At 39.4% G+C, this 22,869-nt stretch carries 19 protein-coding genes and 2 riboswitches; of the genes, 6 read left to right on the top strand and 13 right to left on the bottom strand.

Translation table 11 applies throughout. The features are described 5' to 3' along the window. A partial coding sequence (locus ACKTT2_RS05640) for a chlorophyll a/b-binding protein (RefSeq protein WP_407884856.1) occupies window positions 1-180 on the top strand: 180 nt, incomplete at its 5' end. Between the two features lie 68 nt (window positions 181-248). Here the strand turns inward: ACKTT2_RS05640 and ACKTT2_RS05645 are convergent. The 10 genes from ACKTT2_RS05645 to ntrB form a co-directional block, all read right to left on the bottom strand. Then, window positions 249-1,376 (bottom strand): sensor histidine kinase, encoded by a 1,128-nt coding sequence (locus ACKTT2_RS05645; RefSeq protein WP_407884858.1) that lies wholly within the window; start codon window positions 1,374-1,376, stop codon window positions 249-251. 21 nt (window positions 1,377-1,397) lie between these two features. Beyond that, window positions 1,398-1,781, bottom strand: a complete 384-nt coding sequence (locus ACKTT2_RS05650; protein WP_407884860.1) for a hypothetical protein — start codon at window positions 1,779-1,781, stop codon at window positions 1,398-1,400. Continuing rightward, window positions 1,782-2,279 (bottom strand): Rab family GTPase, encoded by a 498-nt coding sequence (locus tag ACKTT2_RS05655; RefSeq protein WP_407884862.1) that lies wholly within the window; start codon window positions 2,277-2,279, stop codon window positions 1,782-1,784. Between the two features lie 11 nt (window positions 2,280-2,290). After that, window positions 2,291-3,994, bottom strand: coding sequence for an OmpA family protein (locus ACKTT2_RS05660; RefSeq protein WP_407884864.1), 1,704 nt, complete (start codon window positions 3,992-3,994; stop codon window positions 2,291-2,293). Window positions 3,995-4,041: 47 nt separating this feature from the next. Continuing rightward, entirely contained in the window at window positions 4,042-4,647 is a 606-nt protein-coding gene (locus tag ACKTT2_RS05665; RefSeq protein WP_407884866.1) for a hypothetical protein, read from the bottom strand. A gap of 277 nt (window positions 4,648-4,924) precedes the next feature. Next, window positions 4,925-6,262 carry an ArsB/NhaD family transporter gene (locus ACKTT2_RS05670; protein ID WP_407884868.1) on the bottom strand — a complete coding sequence of 446 codons (1,338 nt, stop codon included), beginning with the start codon at window positions 6,260-6,262 and terminating at the stop codon, window positions 4,925-4,927. A gap of 436 nt (window positions 6,263-6,698) precedes the next feature. After that, a complete protein-coding gene (locus tag ACKTT2_RS05675; RefSeq protein WP_407884870.1) occupies window positions 6,699-7,400 on the bottom strand; it encodes an adenine nucleotide alpha hydrolase family protein in 702 nt (233 codons plus the stop codon). A 196-nt stretch (window positions 7,401-7,596) separates the two neighbouring features. After that, a riboswitch (cyclic di-AMP (ydaO/yuaA leader) is annotated at window positions 7,597-7,798 on the bottom strand. Window positions 7,799-7,937: 139 nt separating this feature from the next. Continuing rightward, window positions 7,938-8,774: an ABC transporter ATP-binding protein gene (locus tag ACKTT2_RS05680; protein ID WP_407884872.1), complete on the bottom strand. Its 837-nt coding sequence runs from the start codon at window positions 8,772-8,774 to the stop codon at window positions 7,938-7,940. 60 nt (window positions 8,775-8,834) lie between these two features. Beyond that, a complete protein-coding gene (locus ACKTT2_RS05685; protein WP_407884874.1) occupies window positions 8,835-10,289 on the bottom strand; it encodes an ABC transporter substrate-binding protein in 1,455 nt (484 codons plus the stop codon). A gap of 82 nt (window positions 10,290-10,371) precedes the next feature. Next, window positions 10,372-11,223 (bottom strand): nitrate ABC transporter permease, encoded by an 852-nt coding sequence (gene ntrB / locus ACKTT2_RS05690; RefSeq protein WP_407884876.1) that lies wholly within the window; start codon window positions 11,221-11,223, stop codon window positions 10,372-10,374. Between the two features lie 94 nt (window positions 11,224-11,317). Next, window positions 11,318-11,543, bottom strand: a riboswitch (cyclic di-AMP (ydaO/yuaA leader). Window positions 11,544-12,157: 614 nt separating this feature from the next. Here ntrB and ACKTT2_RS05695 point away from each other — a divergent pair. Together ACKTT2_RS05695 and ACKTT2_RS05700 are read left to right on the top strand one after the other, a co-directional pair. Beyond that, complete coding sequence (locus ACKTT2_RS05695) at window positions 12,158-13,372, top strand: sensor histidine kinase (RefSeq protein ID WP_407884893.1); 1,215 nt, start codon at window positions 12,158-12,160, stop codon at window positions 13,370-13,372. A 556-nt stretch (window positions 13,373-13,928) separates the two neighbouring features. Continuing rightward, window positions 13,929-16,373, top strand: coding sequence for a PhoX family protein (locus tag ACKTT2_RS05700; protein ID WP_407884878.1), 2,445 nt, complete (start codon window positions 13,929-13,931; stop codon window positions 16,371-16,373). A gap of 252 nt (window positions 16,374-16,625) precedes the next feature. Here ACKTT2_RS05700 and ACKTT2_RS05705 read toward each other — a convergent pair whose 3' ends face one another. After that, window positions 16,626-17,036, bottom strand: a complete 411-nt coding sequence (locus ACKTT2_RS05705) for a VOC family protein (protein ID WP_407884880.1) — start codon at window positions 17,034-17,036, stop codon at window positions 16,626-16,628. Between the two features lie 85 nt (window positions 17,037-17,121). On the opposite strand from ACKTT2_RS05705, the gene ACKTT2_RS05710 reads away from it, so the two are divergent. Next, window positions 17,122-17,313 carry a hypothetical protein gene (locus ACKTT2_RS05710; protein ID WP_407884882.1) on the top strand — a complete coding sequence of 64 codons (192 nt, stop codon included), beginning with the start codon at window positions 17,122-17,124 and terminating at the stop codon, window positions 17,311-17,313. Between the two features lie 358 nt (window positions 17,314-17,671). Then, window positions 17,672-18,253, top strand: coding sequence for a PEP-CTERM sorting domain-containing protein (locus ACKTT2_RS05715; protein ID WP_407884884.1), 582 nt, complete (start codon window positions 17,672-17,674; stop codon window positions 18,251-18,253). 20 nt (window positions 18,254-18,273) lie between these two features. Here the strand turns inward: ACKTT2_RS05715 and ACKTT2_RS05720 are convergent, their stop codons facing one another. Further along, a complete protein-coding gene (locus ACKTT2_RS05720) occupies window positions 18,274-20,643 on the bottom strand; it encodes a CHASE2 domain-containing protein (RefSeq protein WP_407884886.1) in 2,370 nt (789 codons plus the stop codon). Window positions 20,644-21,192: 549 nt separating this feature from the next. On the opposite strand from ACKTT2_RS05720, the gene ssuE reads away from it, so the two are divergent. Next, the gene (gene ssuE, locus ACKTT2_RS05725; protein ID WP_407884889.1) at window positions 21,193-21,759 is read left to right on the top strand and encodes an NADPH-dependent FMN reductase; all 567 of its coding nucleotides are present in this window, start codon (window positions 21,193-21,195) and stop codon (window positions 21,757-21,759) included. A gap of 364 nt (window positions 21,760-22,123) precedes the next feature. On the opposite strand, the gene ACKTT2_RS05730 is transcribed toward ssuE, so the two are convergent. Further along, window positions 22,124-22,869 (bottom strand): substrate binding domain-containing protein (locus tag ACKTT2_RS05730; protein WP_407884891.1); only part of this gene is annotated, 746 nt, incomplete at its 5' end.

Raw genomic sequence — 22,869 nt, forward strand, 5'->3', positions numbered from 1 at the left:
TTACCACCAGTTGCTACAGAGTACAACGGTGTTGACCGTAATGCTTTTCTTTTCGGTTGGAACCCTCAAGCTGAGTTATGGAATGGTCGCTTAGCTATGATCGGTTTCTTAGCTTACTTACTTTGGGATTTAGCTGGTTTCAGCGTCCTGCGCGACGTATTACACGTCGTTGGTTACTAGTTAGTTGTTAGTTGTTAGTTGTTGGTTGTTGGTAGTTCTATTAACTACTATATACTAACCACTAACTGCTAACCTTCAACTTTTGGTTTTGGTAAACGGAACCAAAAGCGAGAACCACCTTCGGAACGAGGTGAGTAACCAATTGTACCTCCCCAACGTTCTACTGTAATACGACAAAAGTAAAGTCCGATGCCAATCCTGCCACGATTGGTGTTACCCTGAGAAAACTTTTGGAATAAACTATTAACGTTTTCTGGGGGAACACCAAAACCGCGATCGTCAACAGAAAATAGAATACATTCTCCATCTTGTTGTAAACTGAGTGTTACAGTAGATGTGGGTGGGCTATGTCGAAAAGCATTCTCTATTAGATTTGTTAGTATCCTTTCCAAACGCGATCTATCCCCAATGACTCTCCAGTCATCAGTTATATTAGCGCTAACAACTAATTCTAATTGCATTTCGTTAAGGACAAAAGCCGGATTGAAAAGTTCTATAACTTCTCTTACACAAGCTAAAGCATCAGGTGCATGAGTGACATCAGAGGTAAAAGATTCCAAAGACTTAATCTCCGCAGAGAAAGCGTCTAGTATTTGTCGAATAAGTATCTCCTGTTTTTGCGATTGCTTTTTACCAATTTCTAGACGTTCTCTTCCTTTGGGAGTTAAGTTCTCGAATTCCAAAAGAGCTAAACAGCAATTGATCCCGCTTAGTTGTCCTGCTATATCATGTATTACGCAATGTATTAAAACTTCTTTTTTTTGAGTTTCTTTAAAAAGCTGATGGTACTCTAACTTATTTTCTCTTGCTTTTTGTATAATTAGCTGTTTTTCTAAAAAAAAATCCTCTTTTAATTCTATTAGAATAAATTTTCTTATCTCTACACATATAGCTAAAGCTTCAAAGTGATATTCTTTTCCAGAATCATCTTCTTGATACCATAAACCTGATTTTAATATTTTGTCTCCGTTAATTTGCCATAATTCTTCAGCTTCAATTAAGAAAGTGTCTAAAAAGGGAAATATCTCTTTCAAATCTATTGTACCTGTTTCTGAAATATTTTTTTGATGACAAAATCCTCTTAACCAATCCGGTACAAAACCAACAATTTTAAATTCATCAGTGTGTACGCACTCTAATATTAAAGTCTTTAATGAGGCAAAGATTTTTTCTGTTATAGATATAAAATTACTCATATCTCCCACCTATTTCTATATTTAAATCTTTTCTTGTAGTAGGTTGGAATGGTTAACTTCTTGTTGAATAATAGCTACGTGCATCTCATCCCAAGTAGCATCTAATAATAATACCCAATCTCCTTCTTCTGAAGGAAATAAATGAACATCTGCACATATTCCGGACATTATCTTCATACAAGGAAAAAAAAGTGGCGAATCTTCTAACGGTAAAAGTCCCTCCAGAAAAAAAATTTGCTTTCTTACTTTTTCACCTCTTTGTAAATCATGAAACCCATAGGTGGATAATTGACCTCCCCAAGTTGATAGATAGCCATCTTTACTTACTAAAAGATAGGCTAGAGAACGCTCCTCTCTTAAAAATGAGAGAATATAAGTAGTAACTGATGTGGGGATATCTAGCATTTATTCCTCCAAGATTTTGGAAGCAAGACGTTGAAAAATTTCCTCTACATTTAAACCTGTTTTAGCACTCGTTTTTATAACTGTCCAACTTTGCTGGATAAGTTGTTCAATTTCACTATTTTCGATTTCCCATTCATCTGCTAAATCCCATTTATTCAATACTAAAATGCAGGGGATTTTACCAATAGCTTCTTCTACTCTTTGCTTGAGATTCAAAGCTTTTTCTAATGTATGATGTCTGGTACCGTCTGCAACTAATAAATAACCAGCAGAACCTCTCAAATAAGACATTCTTACTTTCTGAAATTCGTCTTCTCCATAAAGATCCCAAAGAATCAGATTTAACTCTTTTTCTTGAAAATTAATCGTTTTTTTATCGATTTTGACGCCTACAGTTGTTTGGTATTTTTCTGAAAAAATACTGTACACAAACTGAGCAACTAAACTAGTTTTTCCTGTTGCAAAAGCACCAACCATACAAATCTTTTTCTGAAGCATAAAAGTATTTTCTATCTTGAATTATCAGATAAGAATACCCTAAAGGTAACTCGACGGCTATATTTTCCCTCTTTGTCAGGTAATTTCATGTTAGGAGGTTCGCGATCGCTATCACCTATGGTATTAAAATAACTGGTATCGATTCCTCGCTCTGATAAAGAGTTTAGGATTGTATTAGCACGAGCTTGACTAAGTATCCTATTTGTCTCTTCATTTCCAATACTATCCGTATGTCCTACTATTTGAATCCTTAGATTTTTACCAAGATACTCAGCAGTTCCTGAGAGTTTTTTTATGACTAATACCAGCTCTCGAAAATTTTTCTCTTCTCCCGGTAACAAATCTGTAGTTCCTTCAAAAAACAATAAGTTTTTTTCTTCAATTTGTTTTTTATAGCTTTCTAGTTGATTCAGTTCAAACGCAATCGTATTTTTATCTTCATATTGGCTCACTCCAGGAATTAAATGCCAACTTTTTTGTGCTTTTAAAATCCAACGGCGAGGTGCAGACCCACTAGCATAAAGAGTCTCATTTTCATCTACTTGAAAGGATATAGTTGTTGGTGCTTTAAGCAATTGCGCTGCTCTTCTTTCAACTATTGGAGGTTCTAAGGAAGCGTATCTTTCCCATCGACTCATGACTTCTTTTGAAGTAAAATCAAATTTTTTCATAAGCACTTCCGGTTCCACAGCTAATAAATCTCTCATCCCAGAAACAAAATACTTTCCAGAACGAGTTTCTGCTTTAATAACAACAATTCCAGGTTGAGAATCCAAATCTTCTATAAAAGCATTCCAACGGAGTTGGTTTCTAATAGTAAAAAAACTCCAAATTACAATACTAAGACCAATAGTGCTTAAGAGAATTATTGCATAAGGAGACTTCTTTGCATTCTGATTTTTATATTGAGATGTTAAACAATTTTGGAGGAAAGGTTTGCTGTTAGCAAACGGTTCCGTGTCTCCCTCAAAGACAATCAACTCTCTATTTAGTTTTTGATGAATTTTTTCTATTGCATCTTGAAAAACTAATCTTAATTCGCGAGGTGCATTACCTCTAATAATACCAGCTAAAACTGCTTGCGGTCCCTCTTCAATCCAAATCGTTAGTTCTCCATAGTACAAACTATGGAGCGTATCTTCTTTGTGCGTATTAAAGGAGTCCTTGACAAAATCCTGAATGGCTGTCAACATTGCTGATACCAAATCGGGATCTTGAACGGGTACTTGTGGTGCAACTACGTGTTGTAGCAGCAATCCATTTTTTTTATGAATCAGGAAAACCTGTTCTACTTGATAGACTAAAGTCCGAAGCATCACAATCTGGGCAAATGTTTTCCCAGTCATTAGCGCTTCTATTCTCCACTTTAAACTCTTTGGAGATAAGCCAAATTCCAAAGTTTTATCTAACGACTGAATCATCTCTTCGACTGCAGCGATCGCCGCTTTACGAGTTGCTGGTCCTACAATTGGAAAAATCGCAGTTGCAAGAACATCTTGGTCTTTTTGAATAGAAGTATGAATGGCATTCTCCACAGTAGGAACCATAGCATCGCTCAGTTCTTTGTCTTCTGCACGCTGTGCTGCTTCTGGTAGCAATCGGCTGATATCTTCTGCTGTTATTTGTGGATTGTCTAATCTCTCGTAGATTTTCTCTAATTTTTGTGGTTCTAGACCAAAAAGCAAAGTACGAAGTTCATTTAAGTCATTTGTCATTTGTCATTTGTCATTTGTCACTTGTCATTTGTCACTTGTCACTGATTTTAATGTTCAGAATTTAAGCGGATGGCTAGTTCCGAGAAAAGATTAGCTAGAGCGTTACGGTCAGTTTTATCTATCCGGAGTTCTTGCGTTTCTCTTTTTAATAAAGCTGCTATTTCTTCATATTTTTGTCGGATATCATCCTGTAGGTTTTTAGATTGATTAAGAATCTGTTCGCGAATTTCCCGTTGGTTATTATTAGTTTGTTCCTCTAATTGTTTGAGTGCTTTTTCTAGCGATGTAATTAAATTTCTATTTTCTTCAGCTAATGATTTTAAAGCTTCACCACGTTCCCCCTGCTCATTTTTAACTCTTTTAGATAAAGATTCAATTTCGTTTTTAATGTAAACTTCTAGAGCATCTAAACGTTTTTTAGTGTCTTCTCTAAGGTTAGTATATTCTTTTACAAAACGATCTTCTATACGGGCAAATCTTTTTTCTACTTCCCGCATTTGATTGCCAAAGAGAATATCTCTAACCTTAGCTAGGTTATTACCTTCTGCAATATCAGTGCCACCAATTAACGATTTATCCATATTATGGTTTAACCCTGATTGAGCTAACTCTATTCTGTGATTGTTGTTTTGTTCCGATTCTGATGGATTCATAGACAAGATTCTATAATTAATTTGTAACTGAGTTGATTCTTTGCTGTTTTAACATATTAACTCCGTAAACGGTAATTCCTTGATATGTAGCCCCATGTCTACTAGGTAGCCTAGCATCTTTAAATGAGTGTTGCACTGCTTGAAATGGGTGTTTTATACGAGAAGTTAAAACCCTATCTTGATTTTTAGATTTATAAATTTTTAAGAATTTTTCTTAAGTTATTACAAAAGTAAAAAAGAGCTTACATGACGCTCTCTCGTCTGTTTCTGCTGCTTTTTATAAGAGAAACCGAAATAGCACGTATAAGGCAGAAGCTATGAGTTGTAATAGCATTACTGGCAAGCCATAATGTAGAAAAGTGTGGAATGAGATGCGACGCCCGTGTTGTTCGGCAATTCCTGCAGCAACAATGTTGGCTGATGCACCTACTAAAGTTCCATTTCCTCCTAAAGTTGCGCCGAACATCATAGCGTAAAAAAGTGGTAGTACTTCTGGAGGAAACTGTCCCTGAAAATTTGGTGCTAAAACTTCAGTTGATGCCAATCCAACATTAACAATGTACTGTTTGAGTAAGGGAACCATGGCTACAACTAGAGGAATATTGGGAACAACGCTAGAAAGCAACCCAATGAAAAAAATGAGAGATAACGAACCAATCAGAATGTTTTTTCCTAAAACAACTGCTAAAACTCCAGACAAACTGTTAATAACACCAGTTTTTTCTAATCCACCGATAAGTACAAAAATACTCATAAAGAATATTAAAGTACTCCAATCTACATCTCTTAGTATGTTATTAACTGTATCTATTTTACTTTGATGGGATAAAAGCATTGCTAAAGCTGCTCCTAACAAAGCAACAGCAGCAGGTGAAACAGGAGTTGGTAAATATTCTCCTGCTACGAAAAAGACTAATACGAAAGCAACTATAAATCCACCGATGGTTAAAACTCGTAGATGGTTGATTTGAGGATGTGGTAGTTGTTCGAGGTTGTCTAGATTAGTTTTCCAGATTTTGCGAAAGAGGAATGGTAATACTGCTACTATAGTAGCGATCGCGATCGCACCTCCCAAACTCAAGCGCCACAAGTAATCTGTAAAGCTAATATTAATAGCATCACCGACAATAAATGTAGCAGGATCGCCAACGATTGTGAGTAACCCCGCACTATTTGCCACAAACACCATAAGGATCAGCAATGGCACACAATTAACCCCGACTTCCTCAGCAATTGGTGGAATTAAAGGTGCTAGTAGCATAACTGTAGTAGCGTTAGGCAATACAGCACAAATAGGAGTTGTAATTGCTACAATTCCTAGCAGTAAACGATTGCCCTTACCTCTTGCAAGAATGACTATTTGAGTTGCAAGATATTCAAAAATCTTAGTAGGTTCAAATGCTCTAACTAGTACCATAACTCCAAAGAACAAACCTAATGTTCCGTGACTGTTGCTGATATAGCTAACAGCATCTTCTAAAGTCATGACATTAGTGAAAACCAATAACAATGCTCCTAATAGGGCAGCAATTGTCAAGTTTACCCACTCTGTCATAATTAAAATTATGACGCTTATAAATGTGAGAATACTGATGAGTGCTTGCCAGTTTTCCATTATTGGTTAATAGTTAGTGGTTAGTTGTTAGTTGTTATACCAATTCCCTATATCTTTGAGACAAATGCGATCCCCCCAACCCCCCTTACTAAGGGGGGCTAGGGGGGATCGTGTGTAGCAATCATTTGGTGAAATGGTATTAGTTGTAGAATAATAGAATTATAAGCATATTATCGAAATTTTAAAAAGGGAGCATCCCGTTTTAGCAAATATGCCATCAGAATGGAATTCTGGGGCTACACAAACAAAGTCCGCGTAGGCGGACGAGCGCTTGTATAGCCGCGATTTCAATCGCTCTATGTTTGTTCTATGTTTGTTCCAAATTAGGATGCTCATTACCTACTAAACATTCAGATACCCGACTTCTTAGAGAAGTTGGGTATCTGGTTTTTCACAGTAATTTAGACTTAATGAGGTAATGACAAAATACTTACCTTTAGATATATTTATTCTGAATTGAGTTTGGAATTCCCAGTACTGGACAAGGGAATTTAGAACCTAGATTTTGTACAATTGGATGCTCGATTGAGTTACACCCAAGAAACAATATATCAGCTGATTCTGAAACAACAACTCTTTTTAGTTCTGTCGCAACAAAACCAAATCGTAAATGAGCTTTGAAAGAACTTTTCCATTCGGCAGCTAAACAACTAGCTTGTCTCAATATACGTTCTGCTTGCGCGAACCTATCTACAGATTTTTCTGTTTGTGATAAGTGTGTTGAGTTATCTTGCCATCTTGTTTGGGTTACTATCCCCGTAGTCAATTCTTCCTCTGTGGAGTTTGTTAGAAAATGTGGTAATACTGTTTGTTCATTTCTGTGACAAGTCCCCGCTTCCTCTGTCGGCACAACTTCTGCAACACCACACATTAAACGATCTTCCATTACATATACGACTTGAACTGTCACCTGCGCTTTAGTAGCCAAACGTGTTTGGTGAGCTGTCAACAAAGCAATATCTAGCGCGGTATGACTGTTCGGAGAACTGTTATAGCCAACGATTAAATTTATTTCCTTCGAGGCTTGAATTTCTTCAGAAACAGATGTTTTTGGTGTTGGAAGGAGTACCATTTGATCTATCAAATCATCTCTTCCAATAGCATTTTGTAGACGCACTAACAATGGCTTAATATTCACAGTTTTCTTCTCTTAATACGAAACGACCTGATCGGGAGAAGCGGGTCTATTAATTTTGGATTTTAGATTTACGACTTTGGATTTATATTTTGGATTGAAGAAAAAACACTTTAATCTAAAATCTAAAATCCCAAATCCAAAATCTAAAATTTCTCTAGGAATCCCCAATCGAAACTGTTATATACAGCCAAAGCTTGGGGGTTCCTTCCATTGCCTACGGAGTTAGCTGACGGGCTAAGACTGGAAGGTGTCTCTCTTGAATTATGAACAATGAAGAATGAAGTGAGAAAGAGCAATTTCTTATTTATTCTTCATCCTTTACCCCTTTTCAAGATAAGCCCCAAAAATTGGTTCCTCCGCTTTAAATTTCTGAAATTTAAATTAGGCTACCCACTTTAACAATTATCAGTTATCAGTCAGTTATTAGCTAACAGTTAACAATTCTTAGTTAATACTGGTCACTGGTGAGTCCAGCGCTGCAGGCGGGTCTCCCGCCGTAGGCGACTGGCGAACCCGTAAGGGTCACTGGTCACTGTCTTACTCATCTTGAGTAAAATACTTATCTAAGAAGTTGAGGGCGTGATTGCGAAGTTCAAAATACTCTTTTGAGTTTCGCATTGCCGAGCGATCGCGTGGATGAGAAAAAGGAACTTCTAAAATTTCCCCAATTTTGGCAGATGGTCCATTAGTCATAAGAACAATGCGATCTGACATATAAATTGCCTCATCCACGTCATGAGTCACCATCATCACAGCTTGACGATGGTTTTCCCAAATATCCAACACTTGCCGCTGTAATTTCCCCCGAGTCAATGCATCCAATGCCCCAAACGGTTCGTCCATCAACAACATTTTTGGACGAATAGCTAAGGCTCTTGCAATCCCCACACGCTGCTTCATTCCACCAGAAATTTCCTCGGGGTATTTGTCTGCAGCCGCATTCAAGTTTACCATTGCCAAGTGCTCATTAACAATGCTGATTTTTTCAGATCTTGAAGCATCTTTGAGCACTTCATCCACCGCTAGTCGGATATTTTCCTTTACTGTCAACCAAGGCAACAGGGAGTAGTGTTGAAACACCATCATACGTTCAGCACCTGGTTTGCGAATTTCTTTGCCATCAAGTCTGACAGAACCAGTAGTCGCTTTCTCTAAACCCGCGACAATCTTCAAAAGAGTAGACTTACCGCAACCAGAGTGACCGATGACAGAAATATATTCATCTTCACTTATAGTCAGATTGACATTATCCAGAACAACAAATTGTTCCCCATCAGGTTTTGGATAAGACTTGGTTACATTGTCAATTTCCAGAAATGGAGTAGCACCAATATTGTGCGTGCGATCGGTTGTGAATGGAGTTGATTTTGTCATGGTAGCTGTCAGAGAAAGTAAAGATTAGTAAAGAAAATTGAGTCCAAGACCCCTATGGAGTTAAGACATATAAAACCGAGTCGGAGCATTTGCTCTAATCTCAAAACTGTTGAGATAGCCCACAGGATCGCTAGGATCGAAACCTTTGTTGTCTATAAAAACGTCAGGAGGCTCTACTTTGAAATCTTCCTTGGGAGACTGAATACCAAGTTCGGCAGCAATTTCGCGATATAAATCGGCTCTCCAACCTTGAGCAGCTAGTTTCTCTGCATTTTTGGGAAATTTCTTGATTTGACCCCAACGTGCTGCTTGAGTCATTAACCAAAGACTTCTGGATCTCCATAAAAATGTAGAGTGTTCGCCAGGGCTTTTAGGGATGTTATCGGGAATATCGTAGAAAATTGTCGTGTCAGCAGCTGTTATCGTGCGATTCTTACCATCAAACCCTCCATAGTTATAGTTACCCAAAATTGCCGGACCAGTAAATTTAGTTGCGAGCGCACCTGGTTTTCTGGGTTTTGCACCAGTAAAAGAACGATCTGTTATCAGTTCAGCAACTTCCTGACGGTTTTCCGGTTTACTGCAATACTGACAAGCTTCTATCATCGCCTTAACTAAAGAGCGATAGGTTTTAGGATAATTGACGATAAACGATTCCATCACACCCAAAAGTCTATCTGGATGTCCCAACCAGACTTCTTTGCCTTGAGCAAAGGTAAAACCCACGCCTTCATTACCAGTAATGGCACGAGTATTCCAAGGTTCTGCCACCATATAAGCTTGCATCGCCCCAATCCGCACGTTGGTCACCATTTGTGGTGGCGGAACAATGATGACTCGAAATTCTTTAAAGGGATCGACTCCCGCAGCAGCCGATATATAACGAATAAAGTACTCGTAAATGGCAGAACTGAGAACAACTGCCCAAACTTTTCCTTCTGTTGGTTGTTTTTCAAAAAAAGCTCTAAAATCGCGACCAAACTCTTCCAAAGCTTTATCGCCATATTGTGCTTTGTACTCGTACCACGGGCGCAGTCCAAAATCCCACATAGCTTTATTCATTGTCATGGCATTTCCATGACGATGTATTGTCATGGCTGCACATAACGGAGCGTGACGAGCACCTTCAGCACCAATTCTGGCATTGGTTACAGCACCAGACACAACGGGAGAGGCATCAAGGCGACCAAAAATAATTCCGTCACGAGATGTTGCCCAACTAGCCTCCCGATTGAGTTTCACGTTTAGCCCGTATTTACGGAAAAAACCTTTTTTCCAAGCAATAGCAAAAGGCGCACAGTCATTAACAGGGACATAACCAACGGTAAGATTTGGTTTTTCTAATGTTTTAGAATCAACAACAGGTTGAACAGCAGCAGCTTCTTCTGTTAGTCCTTTAGCACTGCGGTCTCCGGAAATAGCACATGACGACAACGCCATTCCAGCTGCTGTTGCTCCTATTCCTACCAAAAACTCCCGTCGATGCAAAATATTTTCGTTATCAGCGTTGTTCATAAGCTACTCTTATTAGTTAATTTTTCAGGGTTCTACTATCTCCTGTAGGGGCGCGGCGGCCTTGCGCCCCTACTAACCCTAATTAACTTGCTGTTGTTCCCGGACGACGAGTGACTAATTCTTGAATTTTGCCTACTGCAAAATCAAGCAATAATCCAGTTAAGCCAATGACCAATACAGCTAAGAATACTGAACTCAAGTTAAGACGACTCCACTCATCCCAGACAAAAAAGCCGATTCCAATACCACCAGTTAGCATTTCTACAGCAACGATTACCAGCCAAGCAATTCCCAAGCTGATCCGCAAGCCAGTAAAGATATACGGTAGACTAGCAGGCCAAATAATTTTCGTAATTCGCCGCCAACGGGGCATTTCCAGGACTCGTGCTACATCTATATAATCTTTGGGAACACTTGATACGCCCAATGCAGTATTGATGATTGTTGGCCACAAAGAGGTGATGAAAATAACAAAGATGGCGGATGGATCTGCCAAATTGAAGATTGCCAAGGCTATTGGCAACCAAGCCAAAGGAGATACAGGCTTAAAAATTTGAATGACTGGATTCAAAGCAAGCATTGCTGATTTAGACATTCCAATCAAAAAACCTAGGGGAATTGCGACCACAGCACCTAGTAAAAAACCTAGCAATACCCGTCGCAAGCTTGCTATCAACAACCATCCAATTCCTAAATTGCCTGGTCCTCTTTGATAAAACGGGTTCAGGATGTAATCCAAGTTGGCAACCAATGCTTCAGGTGGGGTAGGCATTAATTCATGATTGACAAGAGCAATAACCCACCACAGTAGGATAATTGCTAAAAATCCGATCGCTGGTAATATAACCGTTTCTTTCACCAGTACGGGTTTTGTTTTTTTCCAGGCTGCTTGTCCAGCAACTGCAATAATTGCAGCTATGTTTAATTGAAACACTCTGCTTTACCTCACCAGACTTGAATTGCGGGTACAAAAAACCGAGCAGTACCAGCCAGGATACTGATGAGATTCAATAAAGATTATTGTCTCTTCAGTCTCCTCTCAGTGCCTACGAAGTTAGCTGACGGGCTAGAGTTGAGAGATCCTCCCCCTGAGAAAGATTAAGTATAAAGTCTGAAGGATGAAGTTACTACTGTCCCCTTTTTTTATCCTTTATGCTTTATCCTTTACCCTTTCTCAGGATACGCCCCTTTGGATGGTTCCTCCGCTCCAGCTAATGCAAACTTACGATTAACCGGATTAAGCTGACTTACTCTTAAATTTTAGATAAATGTAACATCGCTACACAGTACCGTCAAGGTATCGAAAGATAGAAGATTTTATTTTACAGTTGACTGCTGTTTGCTATTTTCAGATGACTTTCTCTCTTCGAGTGTAAATATTTGATAAGAATTGTGTAATGAGTATAATTTACATATCGCTCACTTTAAAAAATCATGATATTAACAGCTTTTTTATTTATATTAACTCAATACTGTATATAGCAATCCTATTTGATTTGTGAAATACAAGTAGGTAGGTTCATATCTTGCATCACCGTTTTTTTGAAAAAATAATTAGGCTAAAAAGCTGATTGTTTCGTAGGTAGGGAAGACAGCCCACCGTTTCCTGCCTCAAGGGAGGTGCAAGATGTCAGTAGGGCAATGCCCACCACTGAAGCTTTTGGTGGGCATTGCCCTACCTACAGTGCTCAACATTTTTGACGAATGATTTAGGATTGCTATATATTTATATCATTAATGAAAAATTTTAACCACTATATAGTAGGTATTACCAATCAAAAGCATGATTTTATGGACAATATTTACCATAAGTACATTTCACTAATGGAATATGATTGCTATATTTAGATGTTGTCGAATTACAAGAAATGAAAGATTTTAGTCAATTACTAGAGAACAAAACTCAAATAATTGTAGAAGAGTGGGTGGAAGCTGTTCGAGAAGACAAAAAAATTACCATCACAAAAAATCTCTCACGCTCAGCTATCCAGAATCATCTTGGTGATATCCTCAACGCCCTTGCAGATGTACTTGCGAAAAGTCCACAAGATGAGGAAATGAAACGGATCGTTCAAGAAAGTTTGAATCATGGAATTTTGAGAGCAGAGCAAGGTTATGACGCAGCAGAAATTGCACGAGAATACTGCATCCTACGAGATATTATATTTAAGACAATTGAACCAGAATTTTTACAAGCATCTGTACGGGAAGTGTTACGAGCAGTACGAGTTATTGATATGGTGTTGGATGAAGCGATCGCATCTTGTTTTCAAAGTTACACAGAACAGCGCCTGACAGAACTACAACACCTACAAAACCAGTTAAGTCTTAACAATCAAGAACTCACACGCTTAGTGCGGTCAAATCAAGATAATTTATCCTATCTAGCACACGAACTCAAAAGCCCTTTAACTTCAATCATTGGTTACTCGGATTTATTTTTACGCTTGCAACGAAAGCACTCAGATGTAAAAGATGAAAAAGAAGAAAAGGACAATTTCACAAATTTAGAACACATCGAGAGAGTTTTGCGTAGTGGCAGACAATTACTTCGGATTATCAATGATGCATTAGAAATTTCTCGTTATGATGCAGGGGAGATGAAATTGCACCCCGAATTCATTAATCCATGTGAATTGGTCAAAGGCGTTCATGAAATGTTGGAGTCTTTAGCAACCAATAAAGAGTTACAAATACTTATCGAGCTTCAAGAAGCGCCTCAACTAGTTTACACAGATCCATTGCGATTACAACAAATATTAACAAATCTTCTAAGTAACGCAATTCGCTATACCGATCGCGGAACTATTAAAATAAAATGTGAAATTCTGAACGATAGTCAGTGGGTAATTTCAGTTTCCGATACAGGCGTTGGTATTGAGCCAGAAAACCAAGCCCAAATTTTTAAACCCTACTTCCGTATTGGTATCGGAGATCAACTATCCTACCTTTCCGATAGCACTGGTTTGGGTTTGGCAATAGTGTTACGGTTAGTGAAACTCCTACAAGGAGAAATTAATGTTGTATCACAAGTGGAAGTTGGCTCAACTTTTACAATAATTTTGCCATTAGAAGTGAATTGAAGAGAATTTTTGTAAATAGTTCAAAAACTACGAAAAATCCTTAGAGGTTGTTTAAAAAGTAGTTACTCCCTTCCCGCTATTTGATTATCTAAACACCTAGGGTAGCAGTGCTCACCAAAGCGCGAATGGTGGGCAGTGCCCACCCTACAACTTAAAAAATATCTACAGATTTTCCTATAAAAATAAACTCTATTTTTTGTATAGCATAGATTAGATTATAACGAGGTTAATAATAAATTAACAATTAAATAAAAACTAGTAAAGCAATCGTAAATATAACTTTTGAATAGGGTACATAATACTTCTGTCGGATGATGCTGATAGAAAAGGTATAACTTCATATTTAAAAGTCAGAGCCAGAAAAAATATCCCTATTGAGAGAGAAAACATCCTTTTTCTTGCTAATCTATCCCTGTTTTTGAAGCAGAATAATTGCAAAAAATATTGCAATTATTTTGTTATTAAAAAATAATAAAAGCCGTAATTTTATACGGTATAGGTGGCAGAAATAGGTTTGTATTACTAATTCCTGTTGTTCTTATTAAGAGGCAATTCAATGTCTAAGTTTTCCAGGAGACAACTACTAGCTTTTTTTGGAGCAAGTGCTGGCGCAACACTACTATCTCCTATGTTGGGAGACCACTTTTTTGGCAACAGTCCTAGCATTGCTGCTGATGGTAGTATACCTTTGAAATTTACTCCACTCCGTTTGCCGCATCCTTTACCAATTTACACTCAGCAAAAAAGCTATTTATCAACAGGAATTGAACAAGGAAATATTTTAGAACCTTCTGCTAATGCAGCATTAAGTACTTACACTGTTATTGACGACGTAGTAGTACCACCAGAATATGAAAGGTATGTAATTGTAGCATGGGGCGATCGCGTTTTCCCCAATAAAGAAGAGTACTTTGGCTACAACAGTGACTACACGGGCTTTATTCCTATTAATGGTAGAAACCTCAACGATGGCTACCTTTGGAACAATCACGAGTACATATCTTACCCTATTACCGCTACCGTACCTGGTTTTACAAGTGATAGCGACCTTATAGGATTTCCCACAACATATTCTTTAGTTATTAGAAAAGACTTACCTGAAGACAGAACAAATCTTGAAGTCTTGGGTGAATTTATGTATAACATAGGCGGTTCTGTTGTCAGAATTGCTCGACAAAACCGTAACGAACGTTTTGCTGTTGTGCGCGATCCCAAAAATCGACGCATCCACGGACTATCGGGTTTGGGAATTAACAGCCAACGCGCTGACAGATACAAAGAAGTCACTTCATGGGGTTCTAGAAGCTATCAACAAGAAGACGAAAATTATCTCATTAGTACAGGCGCTGCAGCTACCGAAGTCTTTAATCTAAGTTCTGATGGACTAGGTAACAAAATCATCGGTACTGGATACAACTGTTCTGGAGGAACTACTCCTTGGGGAACCATTTTATCTGCTGAAGAGAACTTCCAAGCGAGTACTAGTTCTTTTGTTGGAGTTCAAGAAAACGTCAACCCCAACGGTACGCAAACAGGCTACATAGAAGGTACAACAGGGGCTGCATTTGGTTTAGTCGGTGAAAAATATGGTTGGATGGTAGAAATCGATCCAGCCGATCCAAACTTCCGCCCTCGCAAACACACAGCTTTAGGTCGTTACCGTCATGAGAATATCGCTTTACGAGTGGAAGCAGGACGACCATTAGTAGGTTATTTAGGTGATGACCGCCGGGGTGGTCACACTTGGAAATTTGTGAGTTCTGGTACAGTCACGTCTCCCACTGATAAGAACAACAGCCGCTTATTTGAAAACGGCACTTTATATGTGGCTCGTTACAATGCTAACGGTACGGGTGAGTGGATTCCTTTAGAATTAAATGCCCCTACAAATCCAATTCCACCCTCAACTCTTGCTTCGGTAGAAGTTGCAGCATTGGGCAGAGCTTCTAATGGTGGCAATACCCGTTTACCAAGACGGAAAGGGATTTTGGGTCAAACTTCAGAAGGCGGGTCAATAACCGTCACAATAACGGAAGTTACAAATCAAACAACTGGAGCAATTACCTCTTACGGTGAAGCTGAAGCTATTCCTGCCTATCAAGGTAAGAAGCTTTCAGATTTTTATACGAGTCAAGGAGCAGTGTTAGTTGATGCTTTTTTAGCTGCTAACCTCATTGGAGCAACTCCCACTGCTCGCCCTGAAGATCTTGAAGTCAACCCCAGAAATCCCAGAGAAGTTTTTATTGCATACACAGATGGTGCTTCATCAGGAGACGGATACCCCGATTCTCGAATCTTTGTTGTCTCCAAATATAGTGCTGACATCACTGCTGCACAGCCTTCAGGAGAACTGTTTAAAATTATCGAAGATAGCGCTGATAGCACAGGTACAACCTTCCGTTGGGAACGATTTGCCAAAGGTGGAGAAGCGGCGGCGGAACCCGGAGATGGTTTTGCTAACGTAGATAACTTAGCATTTGACAGCCAAGGTAATATTTGGGGTTGCACTGATATGTCCACTGAAGCTCATAATGGTTTCAGCACGGGCGCAAACCCAGAACCATTGCGAGTAGATCATAGAGTTGTTGGTGCTAACTCACCCAGTACCGATGATTCTAATTTCAATGTCAGAACTTCTGACCTGATTGGAGTCTTTGGAAATAATTTCCTCTTCTTCATCCCTACAAGTGGACCTGACGCAGGGGAAGTTGTACCTTTTGCCTATGGACCACCACGTTGCGAATTCACAGGACCTACTTTTGTTGGGGATACACTGATTATTTCCGTACAACATCCCAGTGAAGATGTCCCATTTACCCCTCGGCAAACTCTTAGCCGAGAAATTGAGATTTTAAACTTGGATGGTACGTTATTTACCCAACAGCGTAATATACCCCGTGGTAGTAATTGGCCAAGTAATATTGAGGGCAATCTTGAAGGACCTCCACGCCCCGGTGTTATAGGCATTCAACGCAAGCGGTCAGGCGGGCGCTTTGTTTAACACCTGACCAGCGATCGGTTAATCCCCTACTTTTAAGCAGGGGATTTGAATAATGAGTCAATTTCTTTTTTCATAAACTTTTGTGGATAAGAGGAAGAATAAGGTACGCCAATATCGACCAGTCTTAGCCCCTCGTCATATCCCCGCATATATTCAGGATTTTCAGGCTCAACGGGGGGAATATCTTCATTTCCATCTCTTGCCCCTCGGTCATAATCAGTGCTGGGTTTCTTGCTGCGACTTTTTATTTTTTTAAGGTAAGTTTGGCATATGCACAAATTCTAATTTGATCCCATCAGGATCGGCAAAGTAAAAAGCGTAGTAACCGGGTGCATAGTGGTTGTACTCAGCAGGTGCGTCTAAAACTATAGCACCCAAATCTAGAACGATTCGGTACAGTTTATCCACTTCCTCTCGACTTCCAGCATTAAAGGCAAGGTGATGAAGTCCGGGAGAGTAGCGGTCATGAGTCTTGTTGGGAGAATCCGGATGGCTGTTGTAAATTAAGAACGCTCCTGCATTTTCCAACCACCACATGGTAAACTCTTCATTCTTTTCTACTTTTTGATACCCCATGAATTGTAGAATTTGGTCGTAAAATGGTTCGGATATTGTGCGATCGCTTACAGTCAAAGATAAGTGGTTGATTGTACCTAGAGCCATATTTACCTGTTAAGTAGTACTTTGCACAGCTATTTATATTAGTATATTTGTTCTTGTGTAAAAAAGTAAAATACGGGAATTTTGTATGCTAAGACTAGAAAGTTTTATGGATAGAGCTGTGGACATCTTACTAAAAACAGAGCGATTGATTCTACGACGGCTTACTATAGCTGACGCTGAATCTGTATACGCGATTAGATTAGAGATGGCTAAGCCGGACAATGATGCTTCACAGAACAGAAGCGTTGAGGTACTGTTTGTTGAGAGAGGATTTTGATGCTGAGCAAGTGTAACAAACTTAGTGCTGAAAATTCTTGCATCACTACGAAAAACCTTATTTATTAACTTATATAAATAAATATAACGATATTGTTACAAAATATCAAGATTGCTTGACATAGAAAGATAAATATTAGGTATAAGAAGATCTAATTTATATACTGTTCTCATACAAGTTTATACTGCTCGAGCGCATAAAATTTTTGACATTTTATATATCCTTTTATCTGTAGAAAATGTAGTATATTTTTCAAGTTAATCGTTATATCTATGTTCCCTTTGGTGTTAAACTGCTATTGATTTTGGGTGGCGCTGTAACTTAACCTACAAGATTCGCAATTATACTAACGACCTCCATGAAAAATCTAGCTCTACTATCTGCCACAGCCATCGCCGCTACATCTGGATTGGTTTTCGGGACAATACAAGCTGCCTCTGCTTTAACTTGGAACTGGAATTATTCTGGTATTGGCATAGCAGCGAGCGGCACTTTCACCACTAATGACACCCCTAACGATTTGGGTTTTTACCAGATTACTGGAATTACTGGTACACGAAATGATGAAACAATTACTGGTCTGCAAGCTGCTCTTACTCCAATACCGGGAAACGAACCTTTTGAGGTTGACAATTTAATTAGTCTCAACATTCAGCAATTAACGGGTGACGGTTTTGGGTATTCCACATCAGGAGGAAACTATGTGAGTCCATTTTTCGCTAGTTTTTTGCCGACACCGGGCTATTTAGAGGTTTTTTCTGCGCCACCACTCATACCAGGTTTTGAAAATTTTGGAGCGGAAGATAGTGAATTACCTATTAGTTTTTCTGCAACTATAATCACCGTCCCTGAACCCACCTCCATCCTTAGCTTACTAGCCCTCGGTGTTCTCGGTGTTGTAAGATTAATTACACATTACGCTTCGACCAATCAAGACTAAAAGTTGAGGGAGTGGCTCAATTAGGCAGTATGTTTAAAATCCAACAGCACCTCAGCAGCTGATTGATAGCGATCGCTAAAATGATATCGCACCATCTTATCTAAAATCGCTGCCAAACTTTCGCTAACTTGTGCGCGATGCCGCCACATCACAGAACCCGTGTCTGGATGGGGCTGAAGTTCGTGAGGTAACAATCCTGTGACTGCTTGAATGCCAATCATACCAACAGCATAAATATCGCTAGACAAACGCGGATGCCCTGCGAATTGTTCTGGTGGTGCGTAACCTCGCGTTCCAATGGCAACTGTTGCTAACTCTGTTTGTTCGTTGCTAGTTGGTTGCATCATTTTAACTGCACCAAAGTCAATTAACACTAGGCGATTATCTAGGTTACGTCTGAGAATATTATTCGGTTTAATATCTCGATGAATGACGCGATGTTCGTGAACAAAGACCAAAATTTCTAATATTTCTTTCAATAAAGTAATAACATAAGATTCATTTTGTATTCCACGTACAGGTGGTAATTCATCATTCAGAGAATGTCCTTGAATATATTCTTGTAATAAATAAAATTCATGATTTTCCTCAAAATAAGCTAGCAGTTGAGGGATTTGGGAATGTTGACCTAAAGCTTCTAAAATTTCTGCTTCAGCATCAAATAACCTTCTAGCAACTTGCAAAAACTTTGTATCTCGACGAGCAGGCATCAATTGCTTTACAACACAAACAGGATTGCCGGGACGTTGCATATCCCGTGCTAAATACGTGCATCCAAATCCACCCGATCCTAAAACTTTTGTCACTTGATAGCGTCCGCTCAGTATGGAGTCGCCACTCGCTTTTTCTGGCGTGTCTACTTTTGAAGTGTGAAGGTGTTTGTCTTTTATTTCTGTTGTTTCTTTCAAAAGAGTATGTAATTGTTCAATTGCTTCTTTTTGTTTTTCAACTTGTAGAAGAATGACCTTGGTTTGTTGTTGAGTTTGATAATTTGTATAAACTACAATGGCAATACCACTAGTTATGAATGCGATCGCAGATGGTACAACTGGTATCCATCCTGCTTGTAAAAACACACCCGTACAAATAACTATTAAACCGATGAGGGTTGCACCACTAACAACGATGAGTATCAAAGGATGCCGCAAGCGCCAAGCCAAAACAGCACCTGCAAGCGCCCAAATCCATATCCATGCAATTTCTGCCCATTCTGGAAAGTACCAGATTAGGGGACGCCCATCTAGTGCTGCACTTATCAACTGGCTGGTTGTCTGTGCGTGAATTAAGGTTGGGGACATTCTTGCTGGCTGGTCTGGTAATGCACTATAAGGAGTGTAAAAACCAGAATGAAGACTAGGGGTTTTAGTACCGATAATTACTAGACGGTCTCTGATTAACTTAGGGTCTACAGAGCCGTTTAACACTTGTGTGAGAGTGACTTCTGGTGCAAGGCGATCGGGATGGCGATAATTTAACATAATTTGATAGCCACCTGCATCGAACCTTTTATAACCACCTGCATCACTTGTTAAAGATTTCAAATTGACATTGAGATTGGGATTTTTACGATTACGCAATACCATGTTTTGTCGCTCTGGAAAATCTGGTTCAATACCTTCTTTTTCCAGATAACTCATTGCCAGTACGGTTGCAAATGATGCGGCTGTTGTACATTTTTTGTCAGAGTCAGAATGAGCAAACAACAAACTTCGGCGAACAATACCATCATCATCTGTCACTAAATCTGTAAATCCTACGTTATCTATAGGTAGATTGGGTGGTGGTGCAATTTCCTGAGTTCCTATGCTACTGAATGCACATACACTAATAATATTATCTCGGCGTTTTAAACCAGATGCAAAATTTTCTTGCTCCGATCTATATAAATTTACACCAATAATACGTGGTTGGTATGATTGTAGCTTTGCCAGTAACTCGTTGAGTTTACTATCTGATAATGGCCATTTTTGTTTCCGCACATCATCTTCAGTGACAGTCACTAGCACTAGCCGCGAATCTATTGCTTCTGGAGAACGCAGTCGCAACATTTGGTCATATGCCTTGAGTTCCACGGACTGCAACAATTTTAGTTCTCGAATTCCCACTAATAAAGATGCGACTCCTACACTGCTAAGAAGAATAGCTAGTAACCAATTGAAGGGGGTCTTGTTGCGATTTTCATCAGTAATGACATCTTGAGGTGCTTCAGTCAAAGCAAGGTCTTGTGTCTTGCGATCGACAAACGTATCACTCCGGAGATTTTGCCTTTGTAACGAAAATTGGGGCGTTCTACGAGTCAAACGAACCCAATCTTTTGTTAAAGTGGTACGCAGTTTGTCAAAGAGTCGAGTCATCACGGAAGTGCGGCAGCAGCCAGAATTTGGTGACATAATCTCATGCTATACCGTTGACCACAGTTAACGTGAGTCTTTTAGTATCACTCTAAGATTCCTTAGTTGTATAGTAAGACTTACTTATTTTAGTGGTTCTACCCCGTTTTCTGTCTTAACTTAGGTAGGATGATTAATACCTGTAGCGATCGCGCGATCGCACTATAATTCCATTTCTATCACATTTATGGTATTTTTTTATGCTGTTAACCACGTAGGTTGGGTTGAGCGGTAGCGAAACCCAACAAAGCCTGATATAAAGATGATGTAATTAATAAATCCTTGCTTTACTGTAAGATGTTATGCAATACTATTCTAATAATCAACTAAAATTCGATTGATTAGCCGTAGATTAAAAGCAAACAACTTTCGTGACACTTAGATATTTGCAACTAGTACACTATGGAGTAAATCTGGCAGCCATTAAAAAACATTAGAAAGCTTATCGCATAAGCTTTTGTCCCCTCTCCCCTCTGCCTTCTAACTTCTACCTTGTACTAGTAAAGAGTAATAGTTTCTCAAACCAAAATCTAAAATGGAGTTTAGACTATGACATATATCTTGGCAGTTTCGGGAAGCCCCTCTCACCCCTCCAGAACACATGGTCTTCTGGAATACGCAGCTAAAGTTTTACAACCAGAAAATTTTCACACAGATATTATTTCAGTGCGTGATATACCAGCAGAGGTTTTGGCGTATGGACGTTATGACAGCCCCGATTTAGAGAAACCAAAGGCACTTTTAGAACGAGCTAATGGCGTCATCATAGCCACTCCAGTTTATAAAGCAGCGTATACAGGAGTCCTTAAAGCCTTTTTAGATTTATTACCTCAACGAGCGTTATCCGGCAAAGTAGTGCTGCCTATTGCCACTGGTGGGACTCTTGCCCATTTGCTATCGATTGATTATGCGCTCAAACCAGTACTATCTGAGTTAAAAGCAAGGTACATTTTGGGTGGTGTTTACGCAGTAGACAAGCAAATTCAAGTACAGCCAGATAGTAGCCTTCAGCTTGACGAGGAAATTGACCAAAGACTAAAAGAAGCTTTACAAGAGTTTGCGGAAACTGTGAGCAAATTTCAACCAATTGCTAAAGAGTTAACGCACGCAAGTTAGTCCATTCCCTTTCTTCCTACTTACCCGTAGCAGATGAAGAACTGCCAGTTCATCTGCTACTTTTTCTTATTAGACATCTCCGAAAAATATGAGCCAAGCTTAAAAGTGATGTGGTGTAAATCGAGCAGTTAGGAATTTGTAAAAGGTTGGAATATTGGAATAATAGACCAGTAATTACAATAATAAACAACATTGGACCCAACCAGTTTGGCAAACTGTACTGTGCTAACTGTGCGGGGAGAATCACGCCTACAATCCCTGCTAGGGACCACGCCAAGGCAATGGCTAATCGAGCCGGAAGAGTGCCAGACGGAAAGATAGGCAAGCGAATTAGCGTTTCTTTTGAGGTCAGCTGTTTTGACTACTAGGCAAAAAATTGCTCTGGTTGATTAAAACGTTCTTTTAAGAAGTCAACTAATAGCCGGATCTTGATTGAAAGATGGCGGTTTACGGGGTAGAGCGCGTAAATAGAGATTTCGGGTGGATAGTAGCCCGACAAAACAGTTTGCAGCTTGCTTTGTTGAAGTTCTTTGCCAACAATAAACGTCGGAAGTAATGTAATTCCTAACCCCCGAATGGCTGCATCTTTAAGCACTTCACCATTGTTAGAACACAATATGCCACGTACAGCGATCGCGTGTTCTCCATCAGGTCCAATTAACGTCCATCGATCCTCTGCTGCCAATTGACCGTAATGCAGGCAAGAATGATGACGTAGTTCGTTGGGATGGGTGGGAATGCCATGAGTTTTTAAATAGGTAGGAGCTGCACACAAAACTCGTTGAGCAGGAACTAATTGATGAACGATAAAAGACGCACTTTCTTGCAGTTTGGAAATCCGCACAGTGAGATCGAAGCCTTCCTCAATCGGATCGATGAAGCGATCGTTGAGAGTCAGTTGTACCTCAAGAGCAGGATATTGCACTAGGAAATCGGCTAAGGCTGGAGCCAAGTGCATTGTTCCAAAAGACATCGGTGCATTAATTCGCAACTTACCTTGCGGTTCCTCATGCATTTGCATTACCGATCGCTCTGCTGCTTCGAGACTCGCCAAAATTTCCACACAGCGATCGTAAAATGCTAACCCAGTTGCTGTCGGACTTACCCGCC

Source organism: Scytonema hankhaensis NUACC26 (assembly GCF_045865695.1).
Taxonomy (GTDB): domain Bacteria; phylum Cyanobacteriota; class Cyanobacteriia; order Cyanobacteriales; family Nostocaceae; genus Scytonema.